This window comes from Bacteroides rodentium JCM 16496 (genome assembly GCF_000614125.1).
Lineage (GTDB): Bacteria > Bacteroidota > Bacteroidia > Bacteroidales > Bacteroidaceae > Bacteroides > Bacteroides rodentium.
This window is the reverse complement of record NZ_BAKJ01000057.1, coordinates 1-24,415: the sequence shown is the minus strand read 5'-3', so window position 1 is coordinate 24,415 and position 24,415 is coordinate 1. Positions and strand designations below refer to the sequence as shown.

The window sequence follows — 24,415 nt, the reverse complement described above, 5'->3', positions numbered from 1 at the left end:
TACATGGGTTAACCCCTACTCTATTATTTTTGTAAACCATCAGTTTACGATATTAAATATCGCTTATTACATTTATGTTTTTCAAACGCAATATTACGTGTGTTATAATACACCTGTCATATAGATATTTATGTAATGTATTGAATTCACAATAGTCAATTACCCTAGTTGTGTATTACAACTATTGTACTCTTGAAAAGTGTAACAGATTTCATATATGATGATTTAAAGCTGAATTGCTCCATCTCTTCTTTTTTACTAAAGGAGAAAAGATGTAACATAAATAAGAAAATAAGATGCTTTATTTATTTTCTAGTCTTCAAGGCTTAAATCCTTGCTTTATTTCTGTATAATTGGTCGATTCGTTATAAAAACGCGATTCTCAGAGCTTATAAATGAACGTAATTTGCTGTAAATATGATTATTATCTCCTATTTTACTGTCTATGCTAAGGACCGAAATAGAAAAAAGGGGGATAAATCCCCCTAAAAATGACATAATGATATCAAATCAGTCTGTTTTATGCTTTTCCCCTTTTATGGAAAAGTATGCTGTATGGAAGTTAATGTAGAATCTTAAAGACCAATTCCCGGAGGATATCTCCATCGCTTAGGAGGAATTTCCTACTCCTTTGGATTTGGCATCTGCATATCGAATTTCTCCGATTATCTGCATGGTCTTTACTCCGCTGTAACGGCGCATGGCACTTAGGTATTCGCGCGACTGCCAGGGAGTCTTTAATCCTATGAAACTGGCAATACCCTGCTCAGTCTTTTCGGGTGCATAATAAGCCAACATCAAGTTGGAGAAGAAGCCGAAAAGTAAAGATAAAGTCATCTGGATAGGGTTTGTTTTCGGATTTTCTTCAAAATATTTTATTATTTTATTGGCCTTTAGTATGTCTTTTTCTACAATGGCACTGCGAAGTTCAAAGTTATTATAATCCTTACTGATTCCGATGTTACGTTCTATTTGTTCGGGGGTGACGCGTGTCTGACCTTTTGGAAGAGTTATAATCAGTTTTTCCAGTTCTCCCGTAAGGCGGCTGAGGTCCGTACCTACGAAATCGGCAAGCATGGAGGTAGCTTTGGGATCCAAGTCTACACCTTTGCGCTTCATGTATGAGGTAATGAATGCCGGTAACTGGGCATCCTTCACCTTCTTGGATTCGAATAGAACTCCCACCTTCTCTATTTCGGCCGCCAGCTTCTTTCTTCTGTCCAGCACCCCATGTTTGTGGCATAGAACAAGAATGGTGGAGTTCAACGGTTTTTGCAGGTAGTATGAAAGCTCCTCCATGTTGCGGATGGCCTGCGCTTCCTTTACGACTACGACCTGGCGTTCGGACATCATCGGATAGCGCTTGGCCGCATTGATGACAGTGGCTATATCCACATCTGCACCGTAGACTACGGTCAAGTTGAATTCCTTTTCGGTGTCAGTGAGAACGTTGTCTACAATATAGTCGGAGATGAGGTCTATGTAATACGATTCCTCGCCCATGAGATAGTAGACGGGGCGGTATTGCTTGGCTCTCAACTCTTTTAGAATATCATCACAGGTTGTTTCTTGTTTTGCCATATAATAAAGTAAGTGCTATACGAGGGGATGTCCCGTAAAGGATTACCAGTCGAACTTCAAGTGTTTTACGGTTTTCTTTTCATCAATAATCATGCGCAAGGATGCGATGCCGATTTCAACATGCTCCTTTACATAGTTCTGGGTCACCAGGTTGTCGCTTTTATCGGTTTTTACACCTTCCGGAATCATCGGTTGGTCTGAAACCAGCAGAAGGGCTCCCGTGGGAATATGATTGGCAAAACCGCAGCTGAATAGGGTTGCCGTTTCCATATCGACAGCCATGGCACGGGTTTTCTTCAGATATTCCTTGAATTCCTCGTCATGTTCCCAAATGCGGCGGTTGGTGGTGTATACGGTACCGGTCCAGTAGTCACGGGCATAATCGCGGATGGCAGAAGAAACGGCACGTTGCAGCATAAATGCCGGGAGTGACGGGACTTCGGGTGGGAAGTAGTCGTTGGAGGTACCCTCGCCACGGATGGCGGCAATGGGAAGGATGAGGTCCCCTATTCTATTTTTCTTGTCTATACCGCCGCACTTGCCCAGAAACAGACATGCCTTGGGCTGATAGCACTCAGCAAGTCCATGATAATGGCGGCATTAGGACTTCCCATACCAAAATTAATGATGGTCATTCCTTCTGCACTGGCAGATATCATGTTGGCATCTTTACCGAGAATGGGAACATTGAACTTTTCTGCGAAAATCTCTACGTACTTGTTGAAGTTGGTCAACAGAATGTACTCTCCAAAATCCTCCAGGTTACGCTTTGTGTAACGGGGCAGCCAATTGGCTACGATTTCTTCTTTTGTTTTCATAAGATTTCATTAAATTTGTGTTCCCAAAAGACGGGAACCATTATTTAACTTACAAATGTAGTAAATGTTATCGTTAAACCTACCAGCATTCGATGCTAAAATTGCCGCAAGGAACGGAAAAAATGTTATTTTCGATGTAATCCGTCGCCGTTATGTCGCCTTGACACCTGAAGAATGGGTGCGGCAGCACTTCGTCCACTTTCTTCTTGCTCACAAGGGGTATCCGCAGGCGCTTATGGCAAATGAGGTGCAGGTACAGCTGAACGGTACAAAGAAACGCTGTGATACAGTGCTCTATCGGCGCGACCTTACCGCCCGGATGATTGTGGAATACAAGGCGCCCGAAATAGAAATCACCCAAAAGGTTTTCGACCAGATTACCCGCTACAACATGGTACTGAAAGTGGATTATCTGATTGTCAGCAACGGGCTCCAGCATTATTGTTGCCGCATAGATTACGAGCACAACAGCTATACTTTTCTGCAGGATATACCCGAGTATCAAAATTTATAGGAGGCGCTACCAATAGCTCCTTGCCTTTCTCATCTCATCGCATCATATACCATGCGTGATATGCGGGCGATGATGTTCGCATTGTCCTCATCCGTCTCGTATGAGTCCATTACGAAGGCGGCAATGTAGTATTTCCGGCCGTCGGGAAGGATAACGAGTCCGGCATCATTATCGGCAGTTTTCATGCCGTCGGCATTGCGGTCGGAAGAGCCGGTCTTGTGGCCTACCACGGTTTTGGCTGGCAACATACCTTTCAGTTTGTTGGCGCCGGTTTCAGTATCTATCATGGTCTGCCACAAGAAGTCTTTCAGCTCCTTGTTGGAGAACAACTCTTTTTCATCGGTCGTTCTCAGTAGTCGGACCATAGCGGAAGGAGTACTCCAGTTGCGGTATACAGCCTCAAAGCTGGAGTGCATGTCGTCTTCTGTTTCCGAGAGGTTGAAGGAGTCGATACCCAACCGGCGGATATAGTCATTGATATGTTTGATGCCTCCTGCATATTCTATCAAGATGTCGCAGGCATTGTTGTCGCTTTGGGAAATGCTGTATTGCATCAGTTCCCTAAGCGTAATCGTGAAATCCTGGTCGGGAAACTTCTTTCGCAGGGGGCTGTAGGTATTGGGCAGCATTTGGGATGCCTTTATGGAAACAATGCTGTCCAGACTGATGCTTTGCTTATCCATCTTGTCCAGCATGGCCAGTGCCACATGGAATTTGAATACACTGAGCAAGGGGAAGTGTACATGGTCGTTATACCGGAGCATGTCTCCTTTGTCTGTCCATACCGCTATACCAACGGTGGCTTTTTTGCCTTTGAGCAGACTGTCAATCCGTTTTTCAAGTTCAGACATTTGCTGCGCCCGGACGACGGTAGCTATACAAGTGAATAAGGTAAGTATGGCGATGAAATATGCTTTCATAACTTCAATTTCTTTAAGAGGCAATTTGCACACAAAGATACAATTTTTAGCAGCAAGTTGCTAAAATGAGTTATGGATTATGGGTTATAAGCTATCACACTTATAACCCATAATCCATAACTTTTAGCTCATCCTCCCTATTGTTTCTTACTGAACCTCTCCTGCAACTTCTGCATCAATTCGTAGAAATTAGGAATATAGACCGTGGCAAGCAAGGTATTCAGTGCCATACCGAACACTACAGCGGCTCCCAGCGCAATACGGCTTCCCGCCCCTGCTCCGGTTGCAAAAAGCAGCGGCATAACCCCGAATACGAATGCAAGCGATGTCATCAGAATAGGTCGCAGGCGGATATGTCCGGCCTGGAATGCCGCATCGCGGATTGAATTGCCTTGTGCACGAAAGTCACGTGCAAATTCCACAATCAGAATACCGTTTTTGGCAGATAAGGCGACAAGCAGAATGATTCCAATTTGTGTGTAGATGCTGACCGGAGTCCCCATGACATAGCATCCCAGCATGGCACCGAGCAGTGCAACCGGAAGTCCCATTACGGCAGCTACCGGACTGGTCCAGCTCTCGTATTGTGCGGCGAGCACAAGGAAGGCAACCAGCAGTGCCATGACGAATACGACAGTCGTTGTGGTTCCCGCCTGCGTCTCCTGATAGGCTACCGAAGTCCATTCATAGCCGAACTCGTCTCCGAGATGCTCCTTGATTAGACTTTCCATTTGCCGGATACCCTCTCCCGAACTACTGCCCGGAGCCACATTGCAGGTCACGGCTGCTGTGGAGTACATGTTATATCTGTTTATCTGGTCCATGCCTAACTGCTCTTCCACCCGGGTGAAGGAAGAGAAAGGTACCATTTCTCCCGATGCATTGGGAACGCTCAATTTCAGAACATCGTCGATGACACGTTGGGCACGGTCGCCCGCCCCCAATTTCACTTGGTAGATGTGTCCGAACTGTACATAGTCGTTGACGTAGGCCTCCCCCATATAGTAACCCAAGGCGGTGAATACACTGTTCAGCGGGATACCCATCAACTGTACCTTGTCGCGGTCTATATTCAAAAAATACTGCGGTACATTGGCTTGGTACTGGCTGCTGACCGATGCCAGTGCCGGATAATTGCGGTAATGCTCCATCAAGGTCTCTACGGCACGCTGCATCTCGGTGGCGCCGAGGTTGTGGCGGTCTTCCAATTGGAGTTGCAGGCCTCCGGTAGCTCCCAGTCCGGGAATGGCAGGCGGGACCATGGCAAATATCTCTGCTTCCTGGATGCCATATACTTCCATATTGAAGCGCTGTACTACGGCTTCAGCCGTATGTTCCTTTCCCTTGCGTTCATTCCAGTTTTTCAGTACGATGAAGTAAGTGGCCGCATTGCTTTGCTCTCCACCTCCCATCACAGAGAAGCCGGATATGCCGATGTAGTCTTTTACTTCGGGGTAAGAATCGAGAATCTTATTTATCTGTTTTCCTACGGCTTGGGTGCGCTCCAGGCTCGATGCAGGGGGAAGCTGTACCACTGCGAGGAAATAGCCGTCATCTTCTTCCGGAACAAACGTGGACGGCCATTTGACAAACAGCAGGACAGCAATCAATGTGAAAACCGCATATGAAACGATGGAAGCGACAGGGCGTTGGAGCAGATACTCCACTATCCGGTCGTAGACTCCTTGTGTCTTGTCGTACAGATGGTTGAATCCCCGATATAGGGGATTTTTGGAAGGCCGGGTAGGTTGTAGCATCAAGGCACAGAGCGCCGGAGTAAGGGTCAGTGAGTTGAATCCGCTAAGTACGGTGCTGGCTGCAATGGTCAAGGCAAACTGTTTATACAGTTGTCCTGATATGCCGCTGACGAGTGTTGTCGGGATAAATACGGCAAGCAGCACCAGCACTACCCCGACAATAGGTCCGGTAATCTCTCCCATCGCTTCGGTCACAGCCTGACGGGAGGTGTAGCGCCCCGTGTCTAGCAGACGCGTGGAATTCTCCACTACCACGATAGCGTCATCCACTACGATGGCCACGGCAAGTATCAGTCCGAATAGCGTCAGCGTATTGATGGAGAAGCCGAACAAGGACATGACGGCCAGTGTGCCGATGAGTGATACCGGAATAGTGATGCAGGGAATGACGACCGCCCGCCAGTTCTGCAGGAATAGGAAGATGACAAGAACTACCAGCAGGGTTGTTTCAAGGAACGTCACCATCACTTCGTCTATGGAAGCATGAATGACATCCGTAGTGTCCAAGGTTACATTGTATTGTATGCCTGCAGGGAAATTTTGCGAGAGTTCCTGCATTTTTGCCTTTACTCCTTTGGAAACGTCCAGCGAGTTGCTGCCAGGTTGTTGATAGATAGCGATGGCAGCGGTGGGTTTTCCGTCCAGTTGGGATACTACGCTGTAAGAGGCCGAGCCTAGGTCGATGTGCGCTACGTCGCGCAGACGGAGTATCTTCCCACCGGCTTCGGTACGCAGGATGATGTTGCCGAACTCTTCGGGTGAGGTAAGGCGCCCTTTTACGGTCAGGCTGTATTGATAGGCATTTTTATTGTCTGTGCCGATGGGTTGCCCTACGTTACCTGCGCTGACCTCCACATTCTGTGATTGGATAGCTTGGTATACATCGGCCGGCGAAAGATAGCGGATGCGCATGGCGGCAGGGTCGAGCCAGATACGCATGGAGTAGTCCCCTGCTCCCATCACATTGACGGCGCCTACACCGGGCACACGTGTTAACTGGTCTACGAGATTCAGCTTGGCATAGTTGCTGAGGTAAAGTCCGTCGTAGTCTTTGCTGTCCGACGTCATGGTGAGGAACATCACGATGTTCGATGATTGTTTCTGTACAGTGACGCCTTGCACCACAACGGGAGTAGGCAGTGACGACTGGGCCACGCTTACCCGGTTCTGGACTTGTACGGTAGCCATATCAATGTCCGTGCCTACGGCAAAAGTAATGGTAAGCGAGTAAGCGCCCGATGAGCTGGAGTTGGAGGACATGTAAAGCATTCCGTCCACTCCGTTGACTTGCTGCTCGATGGGGATGCCGACGGTTTGTGCCACCGTCTGCGCATTGGCTCCGGGATATACGGCACTGACCTGCACGGTGGGTGGTGTGATGTCCGGATATTGGGCAATGGGCAGGATGCCCAGTGTGACCAGTCCTGCTACGACGATGAGCAGCGCCAATACGGTAGCAAAGATAGGACGGTCTATGAAGAATTTTGAAAACATAGGCTTTAGTATTAATCAATTCATATTAGTTGTCAATGGGATGTACTTTCATTCCATCTCTTACCTTCATCAGTGCTTTGGTGACGTAGCGTTCCCGGGGAGTGATGCCTGCCCGTATCTGGCGCAGGCTGTCCCCTATCAGTTGTCCGGTTTCTATATGGCGGTAGCGCACTATATTCGAATCGTTGACTACATATATGTATTTCCCCAACTGGTCGGTACCGATGGAAGCGTCTGGCAGCAGGATGGCCTGCTGTTGCTCTCCGTAGGGCAAGGTGATGCTGACGTAGAGGCCGCTTTTCAACAGTCCTTTAGGGTTGTCGAGACGGGCGCGGATGTTCAAAGTTCCGGTGTTCAAGTCTACGTTGGGCGAAAGATAGTCCAGCTGTGCGGGATAAGTGAGGAGTCCGTCTTTACCCAGGCTGACACTCACTTGCCGGGGGATACTGTCTCCTTGCTGCATCAGCATGGAGAGCCATTGGTTGTCTGCCACATTGAAGTAGGTGTACAAATGGTCGTCTTTGTAGATGGTTGCCAGTGTGACGGGCTGCACGCTGCCGCCTACATAGCCTCCGGCATCCACCAGGTTACGGCTTACGGTGCCGTCGAAGGGAGCACGGACGGTGCAGTAGCTCAGATTGGTGCGTGCCGTGTTCAGGGCTGCTTCCGCATTGCTCACTGCAGCCTGCGAAGTTGCTACGTTGGATTGTGCTTGCAGCACTTGTATACGGCTTACAGCATCGCTTTTCACGGCTTCCTGCATACGTGCGTAGTTGTTTTGGGCGTATTCCAGGTTGGCGCGGGCAGTGTTGAGTTCTGCTTCCGCCTGCCGCACATTGTCTTGATAGACTGTCGGTTCGATGACAAAAAGTACTTGTCCCTGGCGTACCCGGCTGCCGGGAGCGTAAGCGATGGTTTGTAAGGTTCCGCTGACTCTGCCTACCAGGTCTACGGTCTTTTCAGAAGTCAGGTAGCCCGGATATTCTTTCGTCAGCGTAATGTTCTGCACTGTCGGACGGGCCACGCTTATCTCGGGAACGGGCATCGTCTGTGCCGTTTCTTTCCTTCCCCCGCATCCCGTTGTCAGCAATGGCAGGATGAGCAGGGTGATGTACATTTGATTTTTCATATATGGTTCGGTTTAGTTTATATTCTTATTTCTGATTCATTTCATATCCGCCTCCCAATGCCTGGTATAAGGCTATCAGATGCAGCAAGGAGCTGCCTTGTGCCTGCACCAGCTGATTTTCGTATGTCAGGAGTGAGCGTAGTGCGTCCAGTACGTTCTGGAAGGGAGTAAGCCCTTGTTTGTACAAATCGAGGGAGAGTTTCAGGGTTTCTTCTCCCTGGTTGCATACTTCGCGCATGGCAACAATCTGTTGGATGGAGTTGCGGTAGGAGTTCATGGCATTATCCGTTTCCTGCACGGCGGTAAGCACTGTCTGGTTGAACTGGTGAATGGATTCATCGAGCTGGGCACGTGCCAGACGGGTGGCATTCACTAGTTTGGTACCGCTGAATAAGGTCCAGCTGATGCTTGGAGCAATTTCAAACGTCATACTGTTCCGTTTAGTCAAGTCCTTCAAGTCATGGGAGGAATAGCCGATGGAACCTTTTAGGAACACTTGCGGCAGCCAGTCACTTTGGGATGCGCCGAGTGTTGCCGCCTGCGCGTTGACTTGACGTTCGGCTTGCCGTATATCGGGGCGGCGGAGCAGCAGGTCGGCAGGAATACCGATTCCTATGGGTTCCATATAGTCGGGCAGTTTGCCGGGCTTCTCCAATATGGGGCGGATATGCTGGGGGTAAGTACCGAGTAAGATTGCGAGCGTCGTGATGTATTGGTTGATGCCTGCCTCCAGTTGTGGGATGGAGGCTTTGGTACTGTAATATACGGATTTGGCTTGTGAAACGTCCAGTTTGGACACCAGTCCGGTTTTGTAGTGTACTTCGGTGATGTTGAGTACGGCTGCTTGGGTATGGCAATTGTGGGTCACTACACTTAGTTCTTGCTGCAGTTCGCGGAGTCCGATGTAGGCGGAAGCTATCTGGGCACAGAGGGATACCATGACGGAGGTATATTCCTCCTTGCTTGCCATGAAGGTTTCCCGCTGTGCCTTTACCCGTTGGCGGATACTTCCGAATACGTCCAGCTCCCAACTGGCGTTGAGCGAGGCGCTGTATGCACCGGTAATGGATTGCGGAAGTGCGTTGACATTGCCGCTGCTTTGCTGCCGTGCCCATCCTCCGTCCAATGAGATGGAAGGGAAAAAGCTGCCGCGTTCTATCCGCAGGTTGGCTTTAGCCATATCCATACGGTCCATGGCAGAAAGTACGGAATAGTTTTGAGTGGAGGCTACCGTAATCAATGAATCCAGCATCGGGTCATCGAATGCTTTCCACCACTTGTCGTCAATGGGTGGTATCTGTCCGCTGAACAGATTGTCATCTCCGGGAATGGCATGGGAGACGTCCTTTCCCCAGCCTTGTGGGAGTGGCTTCTCAAGATAGCGGTTGGCTTTCTGTGCCATAGCCGCAGGACATAGGCATAATATGAGCAACGCAGTGCTCCAAGCTTTTATATTCATAAATAAAGGTTTAGGTGGTTATCTTTTTATGGGATTGATAACAACCTAAACCTTTATTTGTTTATGAGTGTTTACTCGGTATACCCAAGTATCTTAGAAGGCATACCCGAATCCCACATTCAAGTAGATGGGATACATGGCAAAGGTAATTGTATTGAAATCTTTCTTGAAAATATCATTCAGTCCCCATGTAAGGTCGGCAAATACATTCAGATGTTTGAAGGCACGCCAGTCTACACCGGCTTGCACACCCCAGGCAAACTTGCGCAAATCATCCGAAAAGTCGTAAGTGGCAATGGCACCGTCGGAGAAGTTCACCTTTTCTCCGGTGGAGTCTCCTTCACGCAAATACCCTTCATATACATGTCCGGAGAATTCCTCATCCATCAGATATGAGACATATATACCTGCTTTGGCCCGTAATCGTGAGTTGATTTTATATGCACCCAGCACGGGGACGGTGATATAGGCATTGCGTACTTTAGTTTTTACTCCCCCGGTCCAGTTGCCTTTCAAACGGTTACCGTCATTTCCTATGATTTCCATGCCATAGTTCTTTACTGTCGCTTTGGTAATCATATTTTTGGTTTCCAGTCTTACACCGGTTATTACACCCCATTTCTTTGCTTTTCCCAACCATTTGATGGCATTTCCTTCCAGCATAAAGGCTAAGGTAGGATTATAGGCATCGATACTTCGTATTTCTACGGGCAATGGAAGCGGAGAAGTGCCGCCGATACTGACACCGGCCCTTATTTCATATTCCCAACCGTGTAGAGCGGCGTTTATAAGCGTACGGTTCTGGTTTTCTTGAGCGTATAAGGCAGTCTGCATACATCCCACCAGTACGATAAATGCTAATATTTTCTTTATCATGTTGTATTCCAATTCTATATGATTCTTATTCGTAAATCAGTTCCACTTCGTCTATAAGTAAAGTGCTTCCTGGAGCACCCTCAAAAGTGGCGCCGTCCTTGCTTGAGGCAAATATGATGCCTATCTTATATTCTCCTTTAGCCAGCCTGGCTTCGTCAATCTTCTTTCCGTACCGTTGGTAGTCGAAAGGTATATCAAAGAATTTCCATTCGTCTCCTTCTGTTTCTTGCGGATTGGAAACTAAAGCAAGAGCCACCATGTTGGGGTGTTCGTAGTTCTGGTTCGGCAGATTACCATCCAGCGTTACATCTGTCCCCTTTCCTGCACTGTCATATTTTACTCCATCATAAAAGATTGCATAGATATTGAACATATCTTTTCGGGAAGTATACTCTCCATGTTCATAAAATTTTTCTCCGGCCTTGTACTTATAGTATCCAGTCAGTCGTAGAGGTTTATTGTAGAAAGGAGTTCCGAAGCGTGTAGCACTAAGCGGATTGGTAATAGCATTCAGCATGTCGAAACTGCCGATAAACAGATTGCCGGCGGCGATGGGCATACCTACCATGTTACCTAAGTCGCCAGTGAGGCGTGTTTCCAATTTCACACATTTTCCAGTTTTGCCATTGTCTATTTGGGTAGTAGGATAATCTTCTGTTGCAGCTCCACTCATAGCCCATTTGAATCCCTTATTACCACTTGCCCATGTCAATTCGTTACCGGAATCTTGTTCTTCGTAGAATTCCTGCCATACATTTTGCATGATTCTTACCTTTTCAAAGTGGTATGTGGTCGGAATGTTACTTGCCTTTTGTTCTCTGGCAGTAATGGCATAGACACGATGCCAAGCCTTGTCTTCCGAAGTGACTGTATATCGTACCGGAGTCGTGAAGTTCTGAACACTCCCACTGGCAGGACTGATGGTAGCCCCCGGAGTCAATTCAAATATAGGGGTCAGACTTGTCATGTCCGTACCTTCTTTCACACTGATTCGTATTGGGTAGGCGTTCTGGCTTTCGTCGTACGACGGGTTCAGATCAATGTATGAATTTGCCAGTACATCTTCTTCAAAAGAGATGCCTGTTATATCAGCTTCAGCATTGGGTGCTTCATCTTTTATGCACGATGCCATCAATATTCCGAAAAGTGAATAGAGTATGAATAATTTGTTTAGTCTCATGCTTTTTAATTTAATTCTATTAATTTTTTCAAGTAGCAAAACTACTTCTTTTTTCTCTAATAGCAGGTTTTTATGAGCTTATTTAACAAAAAAACGGCAATAGGTGCTTTACTATTGCCGTTTTATATATAGAAAATGTTCTATTTTTAATTATCTGAGCCGATATGTACGATTTTTCTTTTTGCTCTTACTGGCTTTTCCTTTACAACTTCCACTTTCTGTTCGGGAGTTATACCTGCCAATTCCGGGTCAATCATGATACGGCCACAATATTCGCAAACGATAATTTTCTTGCGTGAGCGGATGTCCAATTGTCTCTGGGGAGGAATCTTGTTGAAGCAACCACCGCAAGCATCACGCTGTACGTATACGATACCCAGTCCATTGCGTGAATTCTTACGGATACGTTTGAAGGACTGAAGCAGACGGGGTTCAATCTTTGTTTCCAGTTCTTTGGCCTTGTCTCTCAATTTCTCTTCCTCTTGCTTGGTTTCGGAGATGATTTCATCCAGTTCGCTCTTCTTTACGTCGAGGTCTTTTTGTCTTTCTTCCAGAGCAGCAGTGCTTTCTGCTACTTCCTGAGATTTTTCTTCCTCTTGTGCGGCAAATTCCTTGATACGCTTTTCGCAGAGTTCGATTTCCAATGTCTGGAATTCGATTTCCTTGCTTAAGAAGTCATATTCGCGGTTGTTGCGCACGTTGTCCTGCTGGTCTTTATATTTAGCTACGGAAGCCTTTGCGGTTTCAATTTCAACTTTCTTCCCTGCGATGGAGGATTTCAACTCAGATACTTCTGCCTTGATTCTGTCTATACGGGTACTCAGACCGGCTATTTCGTCTTCCAAGTCTTGTACTTCCAGTGGAAGTTCACCTCTCAACGTCTTGATTTCATCGATTTTGGACAGCATTGTCTGCAATTGGAACAAAGCTTTCAACTTCTGTTCTACGGTTAATTCCTGAGGATCTTTTTTTGCTTCTTTAGCCATTTTACTTACATGTATTTTATGGGGTTTGTATTCACCTTGGTCATCTGGACCTCAAAATGAGGAAACAAATCCCGGATTATTGTATAAAATATTTCTTTCGTATATTGCTCACTTTCATAATGCCCTATTTCAGCCAATAATATATCGGTGTCATGTCCGAAATAGTCATGGTATTTTATCTCGCCGGTGATAAAGACATCTGCACGGTTGCGGATGGCAAGCGGCATTAGGAAAGCGCCGGCGCCGCCACATAATGCAACAGTCTGTATTTCCCGCCCGAGGAGTTTGTTATGTCTGAGACACCCTACTTCGAAGGTTTTCTTTATCCGTTTCAGGAATTCAAGTTCTGTCTCCGGTACTTCCAATTCGCCAATGACACCGGCTCCAGCTTGTGGCCATGAGTTTTGCAAGGGATAAATATCATAGGCCGGTTCTTCATATGGATGTGCCGCAAGCAGTGCCTTGACAGCTTCCGCTTTTTTGTAGGCGGGTATGATTGTCTCAATACGTACTTCACGTTCGGTATGCAGCTCCCCTATCGCTCCACAGTATGGGGTGGCACCTTCCCGGGCTCGGAATGTCCCCTCACCTTCCAGGTTATAACTGCACGAATCATAGTTGCCGATATTGCCGCATCCGGCGTCGAACAAGGCTTTCCTCACGTCTTCCGCTTGGGCGGTCGGTACAAATGTGGTCAGCTTTACCAGCGCATTTTCCTTGGCTTCCAGGATACGGACATTCTTCAAACCGATTTTCTCGGCAATTTTGAAGTTTACTCCTCCCGGCGCATTATCCAGGTTAGTGTGCGCAGCATAAACAACGATGTCATTCTTGATGGCTTTCAAGATACAACGTTCCACATAATCCCTGCCCGTGATGGATTTATACCCTTTGAAAATGAGAGGGTGATGTGATATAACCACATTATATCCCAATGCAATGGCTTCATCCAGTACAGCTTCAGTAACGTCAAGACACAACAAAGCCCCTGTTGCTTCCGCATCTGTCAATCCGATTTGCAGGCCGGCATTATCAAATCCGTCTTGCAATGGCAGAGGCGCGAACCGTTCAAGGGCGCTTACTAATTCCTTAATTTTCATTGTGAACAGAAAATTTGGTTGCAAATATAGTAAAAAGCAATGGATTGAGAATGTTTTTTATTCTTTTTATAAAATATCAGTAACAAATTTGAGTAATAGACGGTTTTCTTCCAACAAAAACTCTTATCGAAAAATGTTTTATCACGAAAAAGACTATCTTTGCAAGTGATTATTATAAAACTAAATCTATGAAAACTAAAAAACTATTCGGAATTTTATCGCTCTTGATTATAATCGGTGTGACCTCTTGTAACAGTGATACTCCACAAGACAATGTAGAAAACATTAAAATGAAGGTCTCTTCCGAGATTGGCACTTACCAGCCTTGGGGAAGTGATCATTTCATTGATTGTATGTTGGTAAAGGAGGAAGGTAAAAATGAATATGAAGCGTTGGACTTTTTAGGAATTGCCGGGTTTGATTATAGCAAGGGGTATGAATACACCTTATTGGTGAAAAAAACAACTTTGCTCAACCCTCCCGCCGATGCCAGTAATATTGCATACGAACTGGTCGAGGTGTTATCAAAAGTCAGAGTGGAATATGAATATACAATAGAGGTTGATGGACCAATCCTTTTATTCTTTCTCCTGATGGAGGAAAATATGAGATTCCCTTTGCATGCAAAAGAAAAAAATATGTAGCAGGCGAGTTTACTGAAGAAGAATATGCTCCTTTAAAAGGATTGAGATATAATATGGGGACCAATTATGGAACCTATACAAGCATTATAAAAGATGGTGATACAGTTGGATTATATAAGTTTGTAATCGAGGGTATTGAGCCTTATAATATGGAAGGAACTCCCTGGTGGTATTATGGTATTTATCCTGCTGATGCAGATTTTTTCTCTGAAACAGAGCCGGAACCTATCTACAAACAGTTGTTTGAACAACCGCAAACGGAAGGTGAAGAACATTTTATATATCCGATAATATATGCTTCATCGGGTACGTTTGATTAGTTGGACATATTAATCTCCTTTATTATGAAAACATTACTTGTTTTGTTTCTTTTCCTTTTATCGTTATTGTCTTGTCAGGATACGAACCGTTCCGGCAAAGATGTATCGGAGGATATGGAGGAGCCGGTCGATACTACTCCCAAGGCTACGGCTATCTTTTGGGTAGACAAGGATAAAGATTATCAGGCTAAGAAAAAAGACGGTCCTCTTTCTCTACGCACCGTCAAGGCAAGGGTAGAGATTGATTCGCTGGGAAAAGTTAATCTGCTGGCATATACCAAGCCGCAAAGTCAACGCATCAAAAGTTACCTGCAGTATAGGCTCGAAGTATTCCGTGTAAAGAAAGTGATGTTGGACAGCGGCTTTGTGAAACCGGGCGTACAATATGTGCAGCTACGCTATCTCCCCGGAAAACTGGATGCCCACCGCCGTTGAAGTTATGTATGCTCCTTTTTTCCCTTCTTCTCCACCATCACCGGCAGTAGCTTGCCGTAGGCATCGAACGACTTGCGGGAAGCCAGAGAGATTGTAATCATCAGTGACAGCATGGAAGCGGTAAAGGTGATGACCATAATCATCATCTGATATTTGATGGCCACATTCGGGCTGCTGCCACCCAATATCTGGCCAATCATGGTTCCCGGAAAAGCAACCAGCCCCATCACGGATATATTGGCAATCAGCGGACTGAAGGATTTGATGATGGCTTGGCGGATGAAAGGTGCCTGTGCTTCTGCTCTTGTAGCACCATTGCCGAGAAGATACCGGTAAAGCTGTTGTTCCCGTTTCAGTCCACTATAATAGGTATTGAGGCTATAACGTTACTGGATAGCATGTTACCCATCAGTATGCCGAAAATAGGGATGAAATACCGCGCGCTGAATACGTTTTCCACTTTCAGTACTATTCCGATAAAGTACAAGCCTACACATACTACACTGCATAAGAAACCTGCAGATATGGGAAGAAGCAGAATCTTCCTCTTCAATTGCGTTCGTGCCAACGCCGTCTGCGATGCTACGAATATCATGACAATCACCCATAGAAAGTTTATCCACGGGTTATCCCACAAGAAGAGATAGTTCAGGTATATGCCGATGAAGAACAGCTGGACAATCATGCGTGCCGTACCTATCACAGTAGCGCGCAACAGTCCGGTCTTGAACTTCCAGATGTAAAACAGCGGTATTAATAATAGCAATAATCCGATGCCCAGGCTGAGGTATGATATATCTATGGTTCCCAATAGTGTGTATGTTATTTCATGATTATATGTCGGTCGCATCCGCTGGCGAATCTTTTGTCATGGGATACGGTCAGTATGGCACTTCCCTTTTCTGCCTGCCTGCGGAAGAAAGAGAGTACTTTTTCCGCGGAACCGGAGTCGAGAGCGGAAGTCGGTTCATCGACAATGGTCAGTGGCTTGCCAATCATTGAGGCTACGGCTATCATTATCCGTTGGCGTTGGCCTCCGGATATTTCGTTTACCCGTTTGTAATATAACTCTTGTTCCAGACCCAAATCCTCGAAACATGCAAATAAGCGGGTTTCAGAAAAGGGTGTACTCCGATTTGCCTTTAAACCGAAGGGCAACTGTACCATGTCCTTTACCCACTCCAGCGGCAATGCCAGTTCTTGTGGAATCCATGCAGTCTGCTTACGGACAATGTCGACGTTTCCTTTATCCAGCAGAATGCCGTTCAAGACGATGCGTCCTTCCTTTAATGGGATAAACCCGAGTATGGCATTCAGCAGTGATGTCTTGCCGCATCCCGAAGGCCGGAGATACTGGCTATCTCTCCCCTTTCCAATTGCAGGTTGAAACCCGAGAAAAGTATGTCGTTGCCATAAGCGATACTGGCATTTTCTATTTGCAGCATGGTGTTCCTTTAATCTTTCTGTATCGCAAAGATAGTGCAAAAAAATATTTGTGCTATCTTTGACGCACTAATTAATTCAGGAAAGAAAGACTATGATACAGAATGAACGGGATTGCCGCCATGAGCATGTGCTTGACGTGGCAAGGCAAATGCTGACTGCTGCGCGCACGGCACCGAAAGGCAAAGGCATTGATGTGATTGAAGCTGCGCTGGTTATGGGTGAAGATATCAAGAAACTGTCTGAAGAGATGGTTGCTATGGTTGAAGAGCACGGTATGAAGTTTTTTCTCCGTGATGCGGACAACATTTTGCAGGCTGAATGTGTAGTTATAATAGGTACGCGCGAGCAGGCACAGGGTTTGAATTGCGGACACTGCGGTTTTTCCACTTGTGCCGGTCGTCCGGAGGGAGTACCTTGTGCCTTGAATACGGTGGATGTAGGGATAGCCATAGGCTCGGCTTGCGCCATGGCTGCCGATTTAAGGGTGGATACCCGTGTGATGTTTTCTGCCGGACTTGCCGCCCAGCGCCTGGATTGGCTGAAAGGATGCAAGACCGTCTTTGCCATTCCGGTGAGTGCATCCTCCAAGAATCCGTTTTTCGACCGCAAGCCGAAGGAAAACAAGGGATAAACTTCCATAGAGGTTTGTAAGCATAGAGTAGAGGTTTAGAAGTCTGAAGTAGAGGTTTAGCAATCTTAAATCTAAGGTTTATTCTCCCTCTCTCTGCTAACTCAAAAAAGTAACGAATCAGAAAAGATAAATAATATGGGATATTTTGTTGGACTGCCGCTGGGTGGTGCCGCAGAGAAAGACTGTCAGGTGCGTTTTGGCAAGAATATGACTTTTCAGGTAGAGACACGTGCCCCCCACTTGCCAGCCGAATGGGCTTTGCAAAGTGGCATACAGCTTACATGGCCCCATGCGGGTACAGACTGGGCCTATATGTTGGACGAAGTGCAGGAATGTTTTGTAGCCATTGCCCGCGAAATAGCTGCACGGGAGACATTGCTGATTGTAACCCCGGAACCGGACGAGGTGAAGAAACAGATTCTCGGCAGGGTGAATATGGAAAATGTCCGTTTTCTGAAGTGCGAAACGAATGATACTTGGGCACGCGACCATGGAGCTATCACCCTATTGGATGCTGACGGTGCGTCTCTGCTCGACTTTAAGTTCAACGGATGGGGATTGAAGTTTGCATCAGATAAGGATAATTTGATTACGCGTCGTGCGGTGGAGTCGGAAGTGATGAAAGGAAAGTATGTAAATCGCTTGGGGTTTGTCCTTGAAGGCGGTTCCATCGAAAGTGACGGCATGGGTACGTTGCTTACCACCTCCGAATGCCTGCTTTCGCCTAACCGGAACGGACAGATGAATCGGGTGGAAATTGAGGAATATCTTCGTTCCGTTTTTCACCTGCAACGTGTCCTTTGGCTGGACTACGGTTATTTGGCAGGTGACGATACGGACAGCCATATAGACACGCTGGCCCGTTTCTGCCCTGCCGACACGATAGCCTATGTACAATGCAAGGATGCGGATGATGAGCATTACGAAGAACTGCATCGCATGGAGGAGCAACTGAAGACTTTCCGTACGTTGAAGGGGGAACCTTACCGTTTGCTGGCTTTGCCCATGGCCGATAAGATAGAAGAAGAAGGGGAACGGCTTCCCGCCACTTACGCTAATTTCTTGATTCTGAATGATGCAGTGCTTTACCCCACCTATCGCCAGCCGGAGAATGACACTTGCGCGGGGGAAGTGTTGCGGGAGGCTTTTCCCGGTTATGAAATTATCGGGATAGATTGCCGTGCTTTGATTAAACAACACGGCTCTTTGCATTGTGTTACCATGCAATATCCCGTAGGGGTGTTGAAGTAATGTCGATTATACATAGAAAACAATAAACCATAGAATAAGATGGCAAGAAAAATAAAAGTAGGTATTATCCAGCAGGCCAATACCAAAGACCTCAGGACTAATTTAATGAATTTGGCCAAAAGCATAGAGGCATGTGCGGCGCATGGAGCCCAATTGGTTGTTTTGCAGGAGCTGCATAACTCTCTGTATTTCTGTCAGACAGAAAACACGCAGTTGTTTGACTTGGCAGAACCGATTCCCGGTCCTTCTACGGGATTCTATTCAGAGTTGGCTGCTGCCAACGATATTGTACTGGTCACTTCTCTGTTCGAGAAACGCGCTCCCGGATTGTATCATAACACAGCGGTTGTTTTTGAACGTGACGGCAGTATCGCCGGGAAATACCGGAAGATGCATATTCCTGATGACCCCGCCTATTATGAGAAATTCTATTTTACTCCCGGTGATATAGGCTTCGAACCTATTCAGACGTCTTTGGGTAAGTTGGGGGTATTGGTATGCTGGGACCAGTGGTATCCGGAAGCAGCGCGTCTGATGGCACTGAAGGGAGCTGAAATATTGATATATCCTACGGCTATCGGTTGGGAAAGCGGTGATACGGATGATGAAAAGGCGCGTCAGCTCAATGCTTGGATTATCTCCCAGCGTGGACATGCTGTGGCCAACGGCTTGCCAGTGGTTTCTGTGAATCGCGTGGGACACGAGCCAGACCCTTCCCTACAGACCAATGGTATTTTATTTTGGGGAAATAGTTTTGTGGCCGGACCGCAAGGTGAATTTCTGGCCCAAGCAGGAAACGAACGACCGGAAAATATTGTTGTAGAGGTGGATTTGGAACGTTCGGAAAATGTACGCCGTTGGTGGCCTTTCCTGCGCGACCGCAGAATTGATGCCTATGCCGGATTGACAAAACGATTTCTTGACTGATAACGACGGGGATTTCTGGGGGAGAACTAACGGAATGTCACCCGCTTGTTCATCAGGAAATTGACACTTCCGTAGATGAATAATCCCAGGAACTGGGCAAGGTATTCGTTGCAGTCCAGTCCCTCCACCAGCCCGATGAGGAAAAGGAATTGCGCTCCATAAGCCATTCCGAAAGCTATAGAAAAGAGCAGCACTTGTCGCCAAGTGTTGCTCTTTTTTTCTGTAGGGAATATCCAGTACTTGCACCAGATGAAGTTGTGTATCTGTGCAAGTATATATGCGGTTACATTGGAGAGCATATAGTTGATGTCCAGTTCGTCCATCATTACCCAAACGGTAACAGCCATAATCAAGGCATTCAGCGTGCCGATTACCGCAAAACGAAAAATGCGTGCAGACTCTTTCACTCTCCTACTCCGTACCTGCTTTTACTCTTTCACTTCAACAATCAGATTCAGTTCATCCAGCTGCTTCTGGTCAATAGCCGAAGGTGCATCCAGCATTACATCGCGTCCACTGTTGTTCTTGGGGAATGCAATGCAGTCGCGGATACTGTCGAGACCTGCGAAGATGCTGACCCAACGGTCCAGACCGTATGCCAGACCACCGTGAGGAGGTGCACCGTACTTGAAGGCGTTCATCAGGAAGCCAAACTGCTCCTGAGCCTTTTCGGGCGTAAACCCGAGAATCTCGAACATCTTGGCCTGCAACTGTGCATCGTGGATACGGATGGAACCTCCACCCACTTCAATACCGTTGCACACCATGTCGTATGCATCTGCACGGACAGCTGCCGGATCTGTATCCAGCAAAGGAATATCTTCGTCTTTCGGATGGGTGAACGGGTGGTGCATAGCCATCAGGCGGCCTTCTTCATCGCTCCACTCAAACATCGGGAAGTCAACCACCCAAAGGCAGACGAACTTGTTCTTGTCGCGCAATCCCAGTTGGTTACCCATTTCAAGGCGCAACTCGTTCAGTTGCTTGCGGGTCTTCATGCATCGTCACCGCTCAGAATCAGAATCAGGTCACCCGGCTTGGCGTTGAAAGCAGCCTTCATTTCCTGCAATACTTCCTGCGCATAGAATTTATCGACACTTGATTTTACGTTGCCGTCTGCCTCTACGCGCGCGTATACCATACCTTTGGCACCGATTTGCGGTCTTTTCACGAATTCGGTCAGTGCATCCAGCTGTTTGCGTGTATAGTGTGCGGCGCCTTCTGCGCAGATACCGCCGATGTAGGCTGCATTATCGAATACCGGGAATCCGTGTCCCTTCATGATGTCCATCAGTTCCACGAACTTCATGCCGAAACGGAGGTCGGGCTTGTCGCTGCCGTAATACTTCATGGCATCTGCCCATGGCATGCGCATGAACGGCTCGTTCATCTCTACGCCACGGATTTCCTTAAACAGATATTTTGCCATACCTTCAAAGAGGTTGATGACATCATCCTGCTCCACAAAAGACATTTCGCAGTCAATCTGTGTGAATTCCGGCTGGCGGTCGGCACGCAGGTCTTCGTCACGGAAACATTTGGCTATCTGGAAGTAACGGTCGAAACCGGAAACCATCAACAACTGTTTCAGTGTCTGCGGGCTTTGAGGCAAGGCATAGAATTGTCCCGGTTCATGCGTGAAGGAACGACGAAATCGCGTGCACCTTCGGGTGTGGAGCCTACCAGAATCGGAGTTTCCACTTCGATGAATCCCTGGCTGTCCAGATATTTGCGTACTTCAATTGTCATTTTATGGCGGAGCTCCAGATTGCTGCGTACGTTGGCACGGCGCAAGTCCAGATAACGGTACTTCATGCGAATATCGTCGCCACCGTCCGTATTCTCCTCGATGGTGAAGGGAGGGGTCAGGGATGAATTCAAGACATCCAGTTCCGATACAATGATTTCAATGTCTCCCGTCGGGATATGCTGGTTTTTGCTGAAACGTTCGTTGACGGTACCCTTAACCTGGATTACGAATTCACGGCCCAAGTGGTTGGCACGCTCGCAAAGTTCGGCATTCACCTCTTCGTTGAACACTAATTGGGTAATTCCGTAACGGTCGCGGAGGTCAATGAAAGTCATGCCTCCCATCTTACGGCTGCGCTGTACCCAACCTGCCAGCGTCACTTGCTTGTTAACATCGGAGATACGGAGTTCTCCGCAGGTGTGTGATCTATACATCTTTTTATTTACTGTTTGACGATTTACTTATTTACTATTTTGAACATGCAAAAATACATAAAACATATTATATGGCGCATCAAAAGGGGAAAGTTATTTTCAGAAACTCCTTTAGTACCTTTTTTACAACATTACATTTTTGTCAGTTTCTTGAATTGCCTTTTGCCTTTATCCAGTATCATCTTGTTTTTATGGGCGATGTCTTCCACAAAAGCATCATTAATCTGTTTCAGTCCGTTGATATAGTCTTGTGCCCGCTGCAAGACGTTCGAAGTGTCTTTTTCCGCACCCCGGGGAACAATGACCTGCAGTCCTTTCTTCATAATCTTTACATCTACATTCTCTCCCATCATCATCGGGTCGCCGTCAAAGTGGACTACCCCCGGTTTAGAACGGTGAATACGGAGTGTCTGGCAACGGAACGTCTTAATCCGGCTGTTCTGGTCAATGGTCTTGTTGAAGAGCTGGAAAGAGAGCGACGGTACATCGAGCACAGTGAACGGCTCGAGTATGGTGACGTCCAGCAGTCCGTCGTTCAGTGTGGCTTGTGGGGCAATATACGCATTGTTCCCATATTGCGATGCGTTTCCGCAGGCTATCAGGAACGCCTTGTATCGCAAGGTGCTGCCGTCCATTTCCAGTTCATAGGTTTCCGGACGATACTTCAGGCTTTCGAGCAGGGTCTTTTCCAGATAAGTGAGTGGTCCTCTTCTTCCCGCCTTGGAGAATTGCAGGCTTACAAATGCGTCGAATCCCACGCCGCAGGTGCAGAAGAAAGGCACATCGTTGATTTTTCCGTAGTCAATGATGTCTATCAGTCCGTCATTGATGATGTCGATGGCCTTTTTCGGCTCCATCGGAATCTGCAGGTGGCGGGCAAGTCCGTTGCCGGAACCGCAGGGAATGATGCCCAAAGCGGTTTTTGTATGTACCAGTGAGCGGGCTATCTCATTGATGGTGCCGTCTCCTCCTATGGCGATGACGGCATGTACATCTTCTTGTGCCTTCTGTGCCGCTATCTCTACGGCATGGCCTGCCCGTTCGGTATAAATCACTTCTTGTGCATACCTTTCCTTATCCAGCTTTTCATCGAGCCATTTCAGTATCTGCTCCTTACTTTGAGTGCCGGATATGGGGTTTATGATAAATGCTATTTTCTTCTTGTTTTCGTTCATGCAAGGGTTGTTGCTATGCAGGTTTTCCAACTGGCAAAAGTAATATAAATATCTGAAAAATTAACCACATAGTTCTTTTTAAAATAAGTATAAGTAGTTTTTTTAATGTAAATAGAACATATACCGACATATTTTGCTATCTTTGCCCCCTGTTTTTTAAGACTTGTATTTAATAGAATTAAATATTCATTATATAAAAGATATTTCATGGGTTTACTACAAGACAAATTTGCGAAATACGACCTGCCGCAACAGTTTATGGCAAAAGGCGTATATCCTTATTTCCGCACAATTAACAGCCATCAGGATACAGAGGTAATGATGGATGGTAAAAAGGTTCTGATGTTCGGCTCTAATGCATATATGGGACTGACATACGACAAACGCATCATTGACGCTTCGATAGCAGCTACAGAAAAATATGGCACCGGTTGTGCCGGTTCCCGATTCCTGAACGGGACACTTGACATACATGTTGAACTGGAGAAGGAATTGGCCGAATTCGTAGGAAAAGATGAAGCACTCTGTTTTTCTACCGGATTTACTGTAAACGAAGGTATTATTCCTGCCGTTGTAGGCCGTGGGGATTATATCATTTGTGATGACCGTGACCACGCTTCCATTGTAGATGGCCGCCGTTTAGCATTTGCCACTCAGTTGAAGTACAAGCATAACGATATGGAGGCTTTGGAAAAAGAACTCCAGAAATGCGAACCGGATGCTGTAAAGCTGATTGTTGTGGATGGAGTATTTTCCATGGAAGGTGATTTGGCCAATCTGCCCGAAATTGTCCGCCTGAAGAAGAAATACAATGCCAGCATTTATGTGGATGAAGCTCACGGCTTGGGCGTATTCGGAAAACAAGGCCGTGGTGTGTGCGACCATTTCGGTGTTACCGAAGATGTAGACCTGATTATGGGTACATTCAGCAAGTCATTGGCTTCCATCGGCGGTTTTGTGGCCGGAGACAAGGAAGTAATCAACTGGCTGCGCCACAATGCCCGTTCTTATATATTCCAGGCAAGCAGCACACCTGCTTCTACCGCTGCAGCCCGCGAAGCGCTTCATATCATCAAGTCCGAACCCGAACGCATCCAGCGTTTGTGGGACATCACCAACTATGCTTTGAAGAGATTCCGCGATGCAGGCTTCGAAATCGGTGAGACAGAATCCCCTATCATCCCCCTCTATGTGCGCGATACGGAGAAGACATTTACGGTAACGAAGCTGGCTTTTGACGAAGGTATCTTCATCAATCCGGTTATTCCGCCCGCATGTGCTCCGCAAGATACGCTGGTGCGTGTAGCGTTGATGGCTACCCACACCGTAGAACAAGTGGATTACGCTGTAGAGAAGTTGACCAAATGCTTCAAGGCACTGGACATTATCAAGTAAACTGATTCAAACTGATATTAGGAAAGCCGTTTAATAATGATTAAGCGGCTTTTTGTTATTGATAGGGATAATTCGTTAGTTCACAGTACTGAACACTTTATTTTAGCTATAGAAAACAAAGTGTTTTTATATGATGAAACGAACTGTTCTTTTAAGGGAAACAAAGTGTTCCCTTTAATGAAACAGACTGTTT

The 24,415-nt window shown here is 46.7% G+C and carries 18 protein-coding genes and 5 pseudogenes; 8 read left to right on the top strand and 15 right to left on the bottom strand.

The window, feature by feature from the left end:
* Positions 1–562: 562 nt before the first annotated feature.
* Positions 563–1,581: pseudogene (gene holA, locus JCM16496_RS18355) on the bottom strand (DNA polymerase III subunit delta).
* Between the two features lie 42 nt (positions 1,582–1,623).
* Positions 1,624–2,399 (bottom strand): annotated as a pseudogene (locus tag JCM16496_RS18350) (AMP nucleosidase).
* Positions 2,400–2,463: 64 nt separating this feature from the next.
* Between JCM16496_RS18350 and JCM16496_RS18345 the strand changes: the two are divergent.
* Positions 2,464–2,913, top strand: coding sequence for a type I restriction enzyme HsdR N-terminal domain-containing protein (locus JCM16496_RS18345; protein ID WP_005827787.1), 450 nt, complete (start codon positions 2,464–2,466; stop codon positions 2,911–2,913).
* Positions 2,914–2,942: 29 nt separating this feature from the next.
* Here JCM16496_RS18345 and JCM16496_RS18340 read toward each other — a convergent pair whose 3' ends face one another.
* From JCM16496_RS18340 to JCM16496_RS18305, 8 genes are all read right to left on the bottom strand, one after another.
* Entirely contained in the window at positions 2,943–3,833 is an 891-nt protein-coding gene (locus tag JCM16496_RS18340; RefSeq protein ID WP_025836059.1) for a CblA family class A beta-lactamase, read from the bottom strand.
* A gap of 137 nt (positions 3,834–3,970) precedes the next feature.
* Positions 3,971–7,084 carry an efflux RND transporter permease subunit gene (locus JCM16496_RS18335; protein WP_025836057.1) on the bottom strand — a complete coding sequence of 1,038 codons (3,114 nt, stop codon included), beginning with the start codon at positions 7,082–7,084 and terminating at the stop codon, positions 3,971–3,973.
* A gap of 25 nt (positions 7,085–7,109) precedes the next feature.
* Positions 7,110–8,213 (bottom strand): efflux RND transporter periplasmic adaptor subunit, encoded by a 1,104-nt coding sequence (locus JCM16496_RS18330; RefSeq protein WP_025836056.1) that lies wholly within the window; start codon positions 8,211–8,213, stop codon positions 7,110–7,112.
* Positions 8,214–8,238: 25 nt separating this feature from the next.
* Positions 8,239–9,672, bottom strand: coding sequence for an efflux transporter outer membrane subunit (locus JCM16496_RS18325; RefSeq protein ID WP_025836054.1), 1,434 nt, complete (start codon positions 9,670–9,672; stop codon positions 8,239–8,241).
* A gap of 93 nt (positions 9,673–9,765) precedes the next feature.
* Positions 9,766–10,548 carry a porin family protein gene (locus tag JCM16496_RS18320; protein ID WP_025836052.1) on the bottom strand — a complete coding sequence of 261 codons (783 nt, stop codon included), beginning with the start codon at positions 10,546–10,548 and terminating at the stop codon, positions 9,766–9,768.
* A 25-nt stretch (positions 10,549–10,573) separates the two neighbouring features.
* Positions 10,574–11,728 carry a PCMD domain-containing protein gene (locus tag JCM16496_RS18315; protein ID WP_025836050.1) on the bottom strand — a complete coding sequence of 385 codons (1,155 nt, stop codon included), beginning with the start codon at positions 11,726–11,728 and terminating at the stop codon, positions 10,574–10,576.
* Between the two features lie 146 nt (positions 11,729–11,874).
* Positions 11,875–12,714, bottom strand: a complete 840-nt coding sequence (locus tag JCM16496_RS18310) for a zinc ribbon domain-containing protein (protein WP_025836049.1) — start codon at positions 12,712–12,714, stop codon at positions 11,875–11,877.
* A gap of 5 nt (positions 12,715–12,719) precedes the next feature.
* Positions 12,720–13,814, bottom strand: coding sequence for a Nif3-like dinuclear metal center hexameric protein (locus JCM16496_RS18305; RefSeq protein ID WP_025836047.1), 1,095 nt, complete (start codon positions 13,812–13,814; stop codon positions 12,720–12,722).
* 188 nt (positions 13,815–14,002) lie between these two features.
* Between JCM16496_RS18305 and JCM16496_RS24320 the strand changes: the two genes are divergently transcribed.
* From JCM16496_RS24320 to JCM16496_RS18295, 3 genes are read left to right on the top strand one after another with little or no spacing between them, the layout of a single operon-like run.
* Entirely contained in the window at positions 14,003–14,458 is a 456-nt protein-coding gene (locus JCM16496_RS24320; protein WP_244440486.1) for a DUF4377 domain-containing protein, read from the top strand.
* Positions 14,459–14,499: 41 nt separating this feature from the next.
* A complete protein-coding gene (locus JCM16496_RS24315) occupies positions 14,500–14,778 on the top strand; it encodes a hypothetical protein (RefSeq protein ID WP_244440485.1) in 279 nt (92 codons plus the stop codon).
* Between the two features lie 24 nt (positions 14,779–14,802).
* Complete coding sequence (locus tag JCM16496_RS18295; RefSeq protein WP_025836045.1) at positions 14,803–15,213, top strand: DUF4891 domain-containing protein; 411 nt, start codon at positions 14,803–14,805, stop codon at positions 15,211–15,213.
* Between the two features lie 2 nt (positions 15,214–15,215).
* Here the strand turns inward: JCM16496_RS18295 and JCM16496_RS18290 are convergent.
* Positions 15,216–16,024, bottom strand: a pseudogene (locus tag JCM16496_RS18290) (ABC transporter permease).
* A gap of 11 nt (positions 16,025–16,035) precedes the next feature.
* Positions 16,036–16,658: pseudogene (locus JCM16496_RS18285) on the bottom strand (ABC transporter ATP-binding protein).
* 92 nt (positions 16,659–16,750) lie between these two features.
* Between JCM16496_RS18285 and JCM16496_RS18280 the strand changes: the two are divergent.
* The 3 genes from JCM16496_RS18280 (at position 16,751) to JCM16496_RS18270 (ending at position 19,468) form a co-directional block, all read left to right on the top strand.
* Positions 16,751–17,290 (top strand): ferredoxin domain-containing protein, encoded by a 540-nt coding sequence (locus JCM16496_RS18280; protein ID WP_025836043.1) that lies wholly within the window; start codon positions 16,751–16,753, stop codon positions 17,288–17,290.
* 135 nt (positions 17,291–17,425) lie between these two features.
* Complete coding sequence (locus JCM16496_RS18275; protein ID WP_025836041.1) at positions 17,426–18,541, top strand: agmatine deiminase family protein; 1,116 nt, start codon at positions 17,426–17,428, stop codon at positions 18,539–18,541.
* Positions 18,542–18,580: 39 nt separating this feature from the next.
* On the top strand, positions 18,581–19,468 hold the full coding sequence (locus tag JCM16496_RS18270; RefSeq protein ID WP_025836040.1) for a carbon-nitrogen hydrolase: 888 nt from the start codon (positions 18,581–18,583) through the stop codon (positions 19,466–19,468).
* Positions 19,469–19,494: 26 nt separating this feature from the next.
* Here the strand turns inward: JCM16496_RS18270 and JCM16496_RS18265 are convergent, their stop codons facing one another.
* The 3 genes and pseudogenes from JCM16496_RS18265 to JCM16496_RS18245 all read right to left on the bottom strand — a co-directional run bounded on the left by JCM16496_RS18265 (position 19,495) and on the right by JCM16496_RS18245 (position 22,827).
* A complete protein-coding gene (locus JCM16496_RS18265) occupies positions 19,495–19,875 on the bottom strand; it encodes a GtrA family protein (RefSeq protein WP_005827823.1) in 381 nt (126 codons plus the stop codon).
* Between the two features lie 21 nt (positions 19,876–19,896).
* Positions 19,897–21,652, bottom strand: a pseudogene (aspS, locus tag JCM16496_RS22315) (aspartate--tRNA ligase).
* A gap of 131 nt (positions 21,653–21,783) precedes the next feature.
* Positions 21,784–22,827, bottom strand: a complete 1,044-nt coding sequence (locus JCM16496_RS18245; protein ID WP_025836033.1) for a diacylglycerol/lipid kinase family protein — start codon at positions 22,825–22,827, stop codon at positions 21,784–21,786.
* Between the two features lie 207 nt (positions 22,828–23,034).
* On the opposite strand from JCM16496_RS18245, the gene spt reads away from it, so the two are divergent.
* Complete coding sequence (gene spt / locus JCM16496_RS18235) at positions 23,035–24,222, top strand: serine palmitoyltransferase (protein WP_025836031.1); 1,188 nt, start codon at positions 23,035–23,037, stop codon at positions 24,220–24,222.
* Positions 24,223–24,415 lie beyond the last annotated feature (193 nt).

Bases quoted from the DNA above. Each gene is read 5' to 3' on its own strand.
- JCM16496_RS18315 (WP_025836050.1), bottom strand. From the start codon at position 11,728: ATGAGACTAAACAAATTATTCATACTCTATTCACTTTTCGGAATATTG.
- JCM16496_RS18295 (WP_025836045.1), top strand. From the start codon at position 14,803: ATGAAAACATTACTTGTTTTGTTTCTTTTCCTTTTATCGTTATTGTCT.
- JCM16496_RS18320 (WP_025836052.1), bottom strand. From the start codon at position 10,548: ATGATAAAGAAAATATTAGCATTTATCGTACTGGTGGGATGTATGCAG.
- JCM16496_RS18310 (WP_025836049.1), bottom strand. From the start codon at position 12,714: ATGGCTAAAGAAGCAAAAAAAGATCCTCAGGAATTAACCGTAGAACAG.
- JCM16496_RS18305 (WP_025836047.1), bottom strand. From the start codon at position 13,814: ATGAAAATTAAGGAATTAGTAAGCGCCCTTGAACGGTTCGCGCCTCTG.
- spt (WP_025836031.1), top strand. From the start codon at position 23,035: ATGGGTTTACTACAAGACAAATTTGCGAAATACGACCTGCCGCAACAG.
- JCM16496_RS18330 (WP_025836056.1), bottom strand. From the start codon at position 8,213: ATGAAAAATCAAATGTACATCACCCTGCTCATCCTGCCATTGCTGACA.
- JCM16496_RS18245 (WP_025836033.1), bottom strand. From the start codon at position 22,827: ATGAACGAAAACAAGAAGAAAATAGCATTTATCATAAACCCCATATCC.
- JCM16496_RS18335 (WP_025836057.1), bottom strand. From the start codon at position 7,084: ATGTTTTCAAAATTCTTCATAGACCGTCCTATCTTTGCTACCGTATTG.
- JCM16496_RS18345 (WP_005827787.1), top strand. From the start codon at position 2,464: ATGTTATCGTTAAACCTACCAGCATTCGATGCTAAAATTGCCGCAAGG.
- JCM16496_RS18325 (WP_025836054.1), bottom strand. From the start codon at position 9,672: ATGAATATAAAAGCTTGGAGCACTGCGTTGCTCATATTATGCCTATGT.
- JCM16496_RS18275 (WP_025836041.1), top strand. From the start codon at position 17,426: ATGGGATATTTTGTTGGACTGCCGCTGGGTGGTGCCGCAGAGAAAGAC.
- JCM16496_RS24320 (WP_244440486.1), top strand. From the start codon at position 14,003: ATGAAAACTAAAAAACTATTCGGAATTTTATCGCTCTTGATTATAATC.
- JCM16496_RS18280 (WP_025836043.1), top strand. From the start codon at position 16,751: ATGATACAGAATGAACGGGATTGCCGCCATGAGCATGTGCTTGACGTG.
- JCM16496_RS18270 (WP_025836040.1), top strand. From the start codon at position 18,581: ATGGCAAGAAAAATAAAAGTAGGTATTATCCAGCAGGCCAATACCAAA.
- JCM16496_RS18340 (WP_025836059.1), bottom strand. From the start codon at position 3,833: ATGAAAGCATATTTCATCGCCATACTTACCTTATTCACTTGTATAGCT.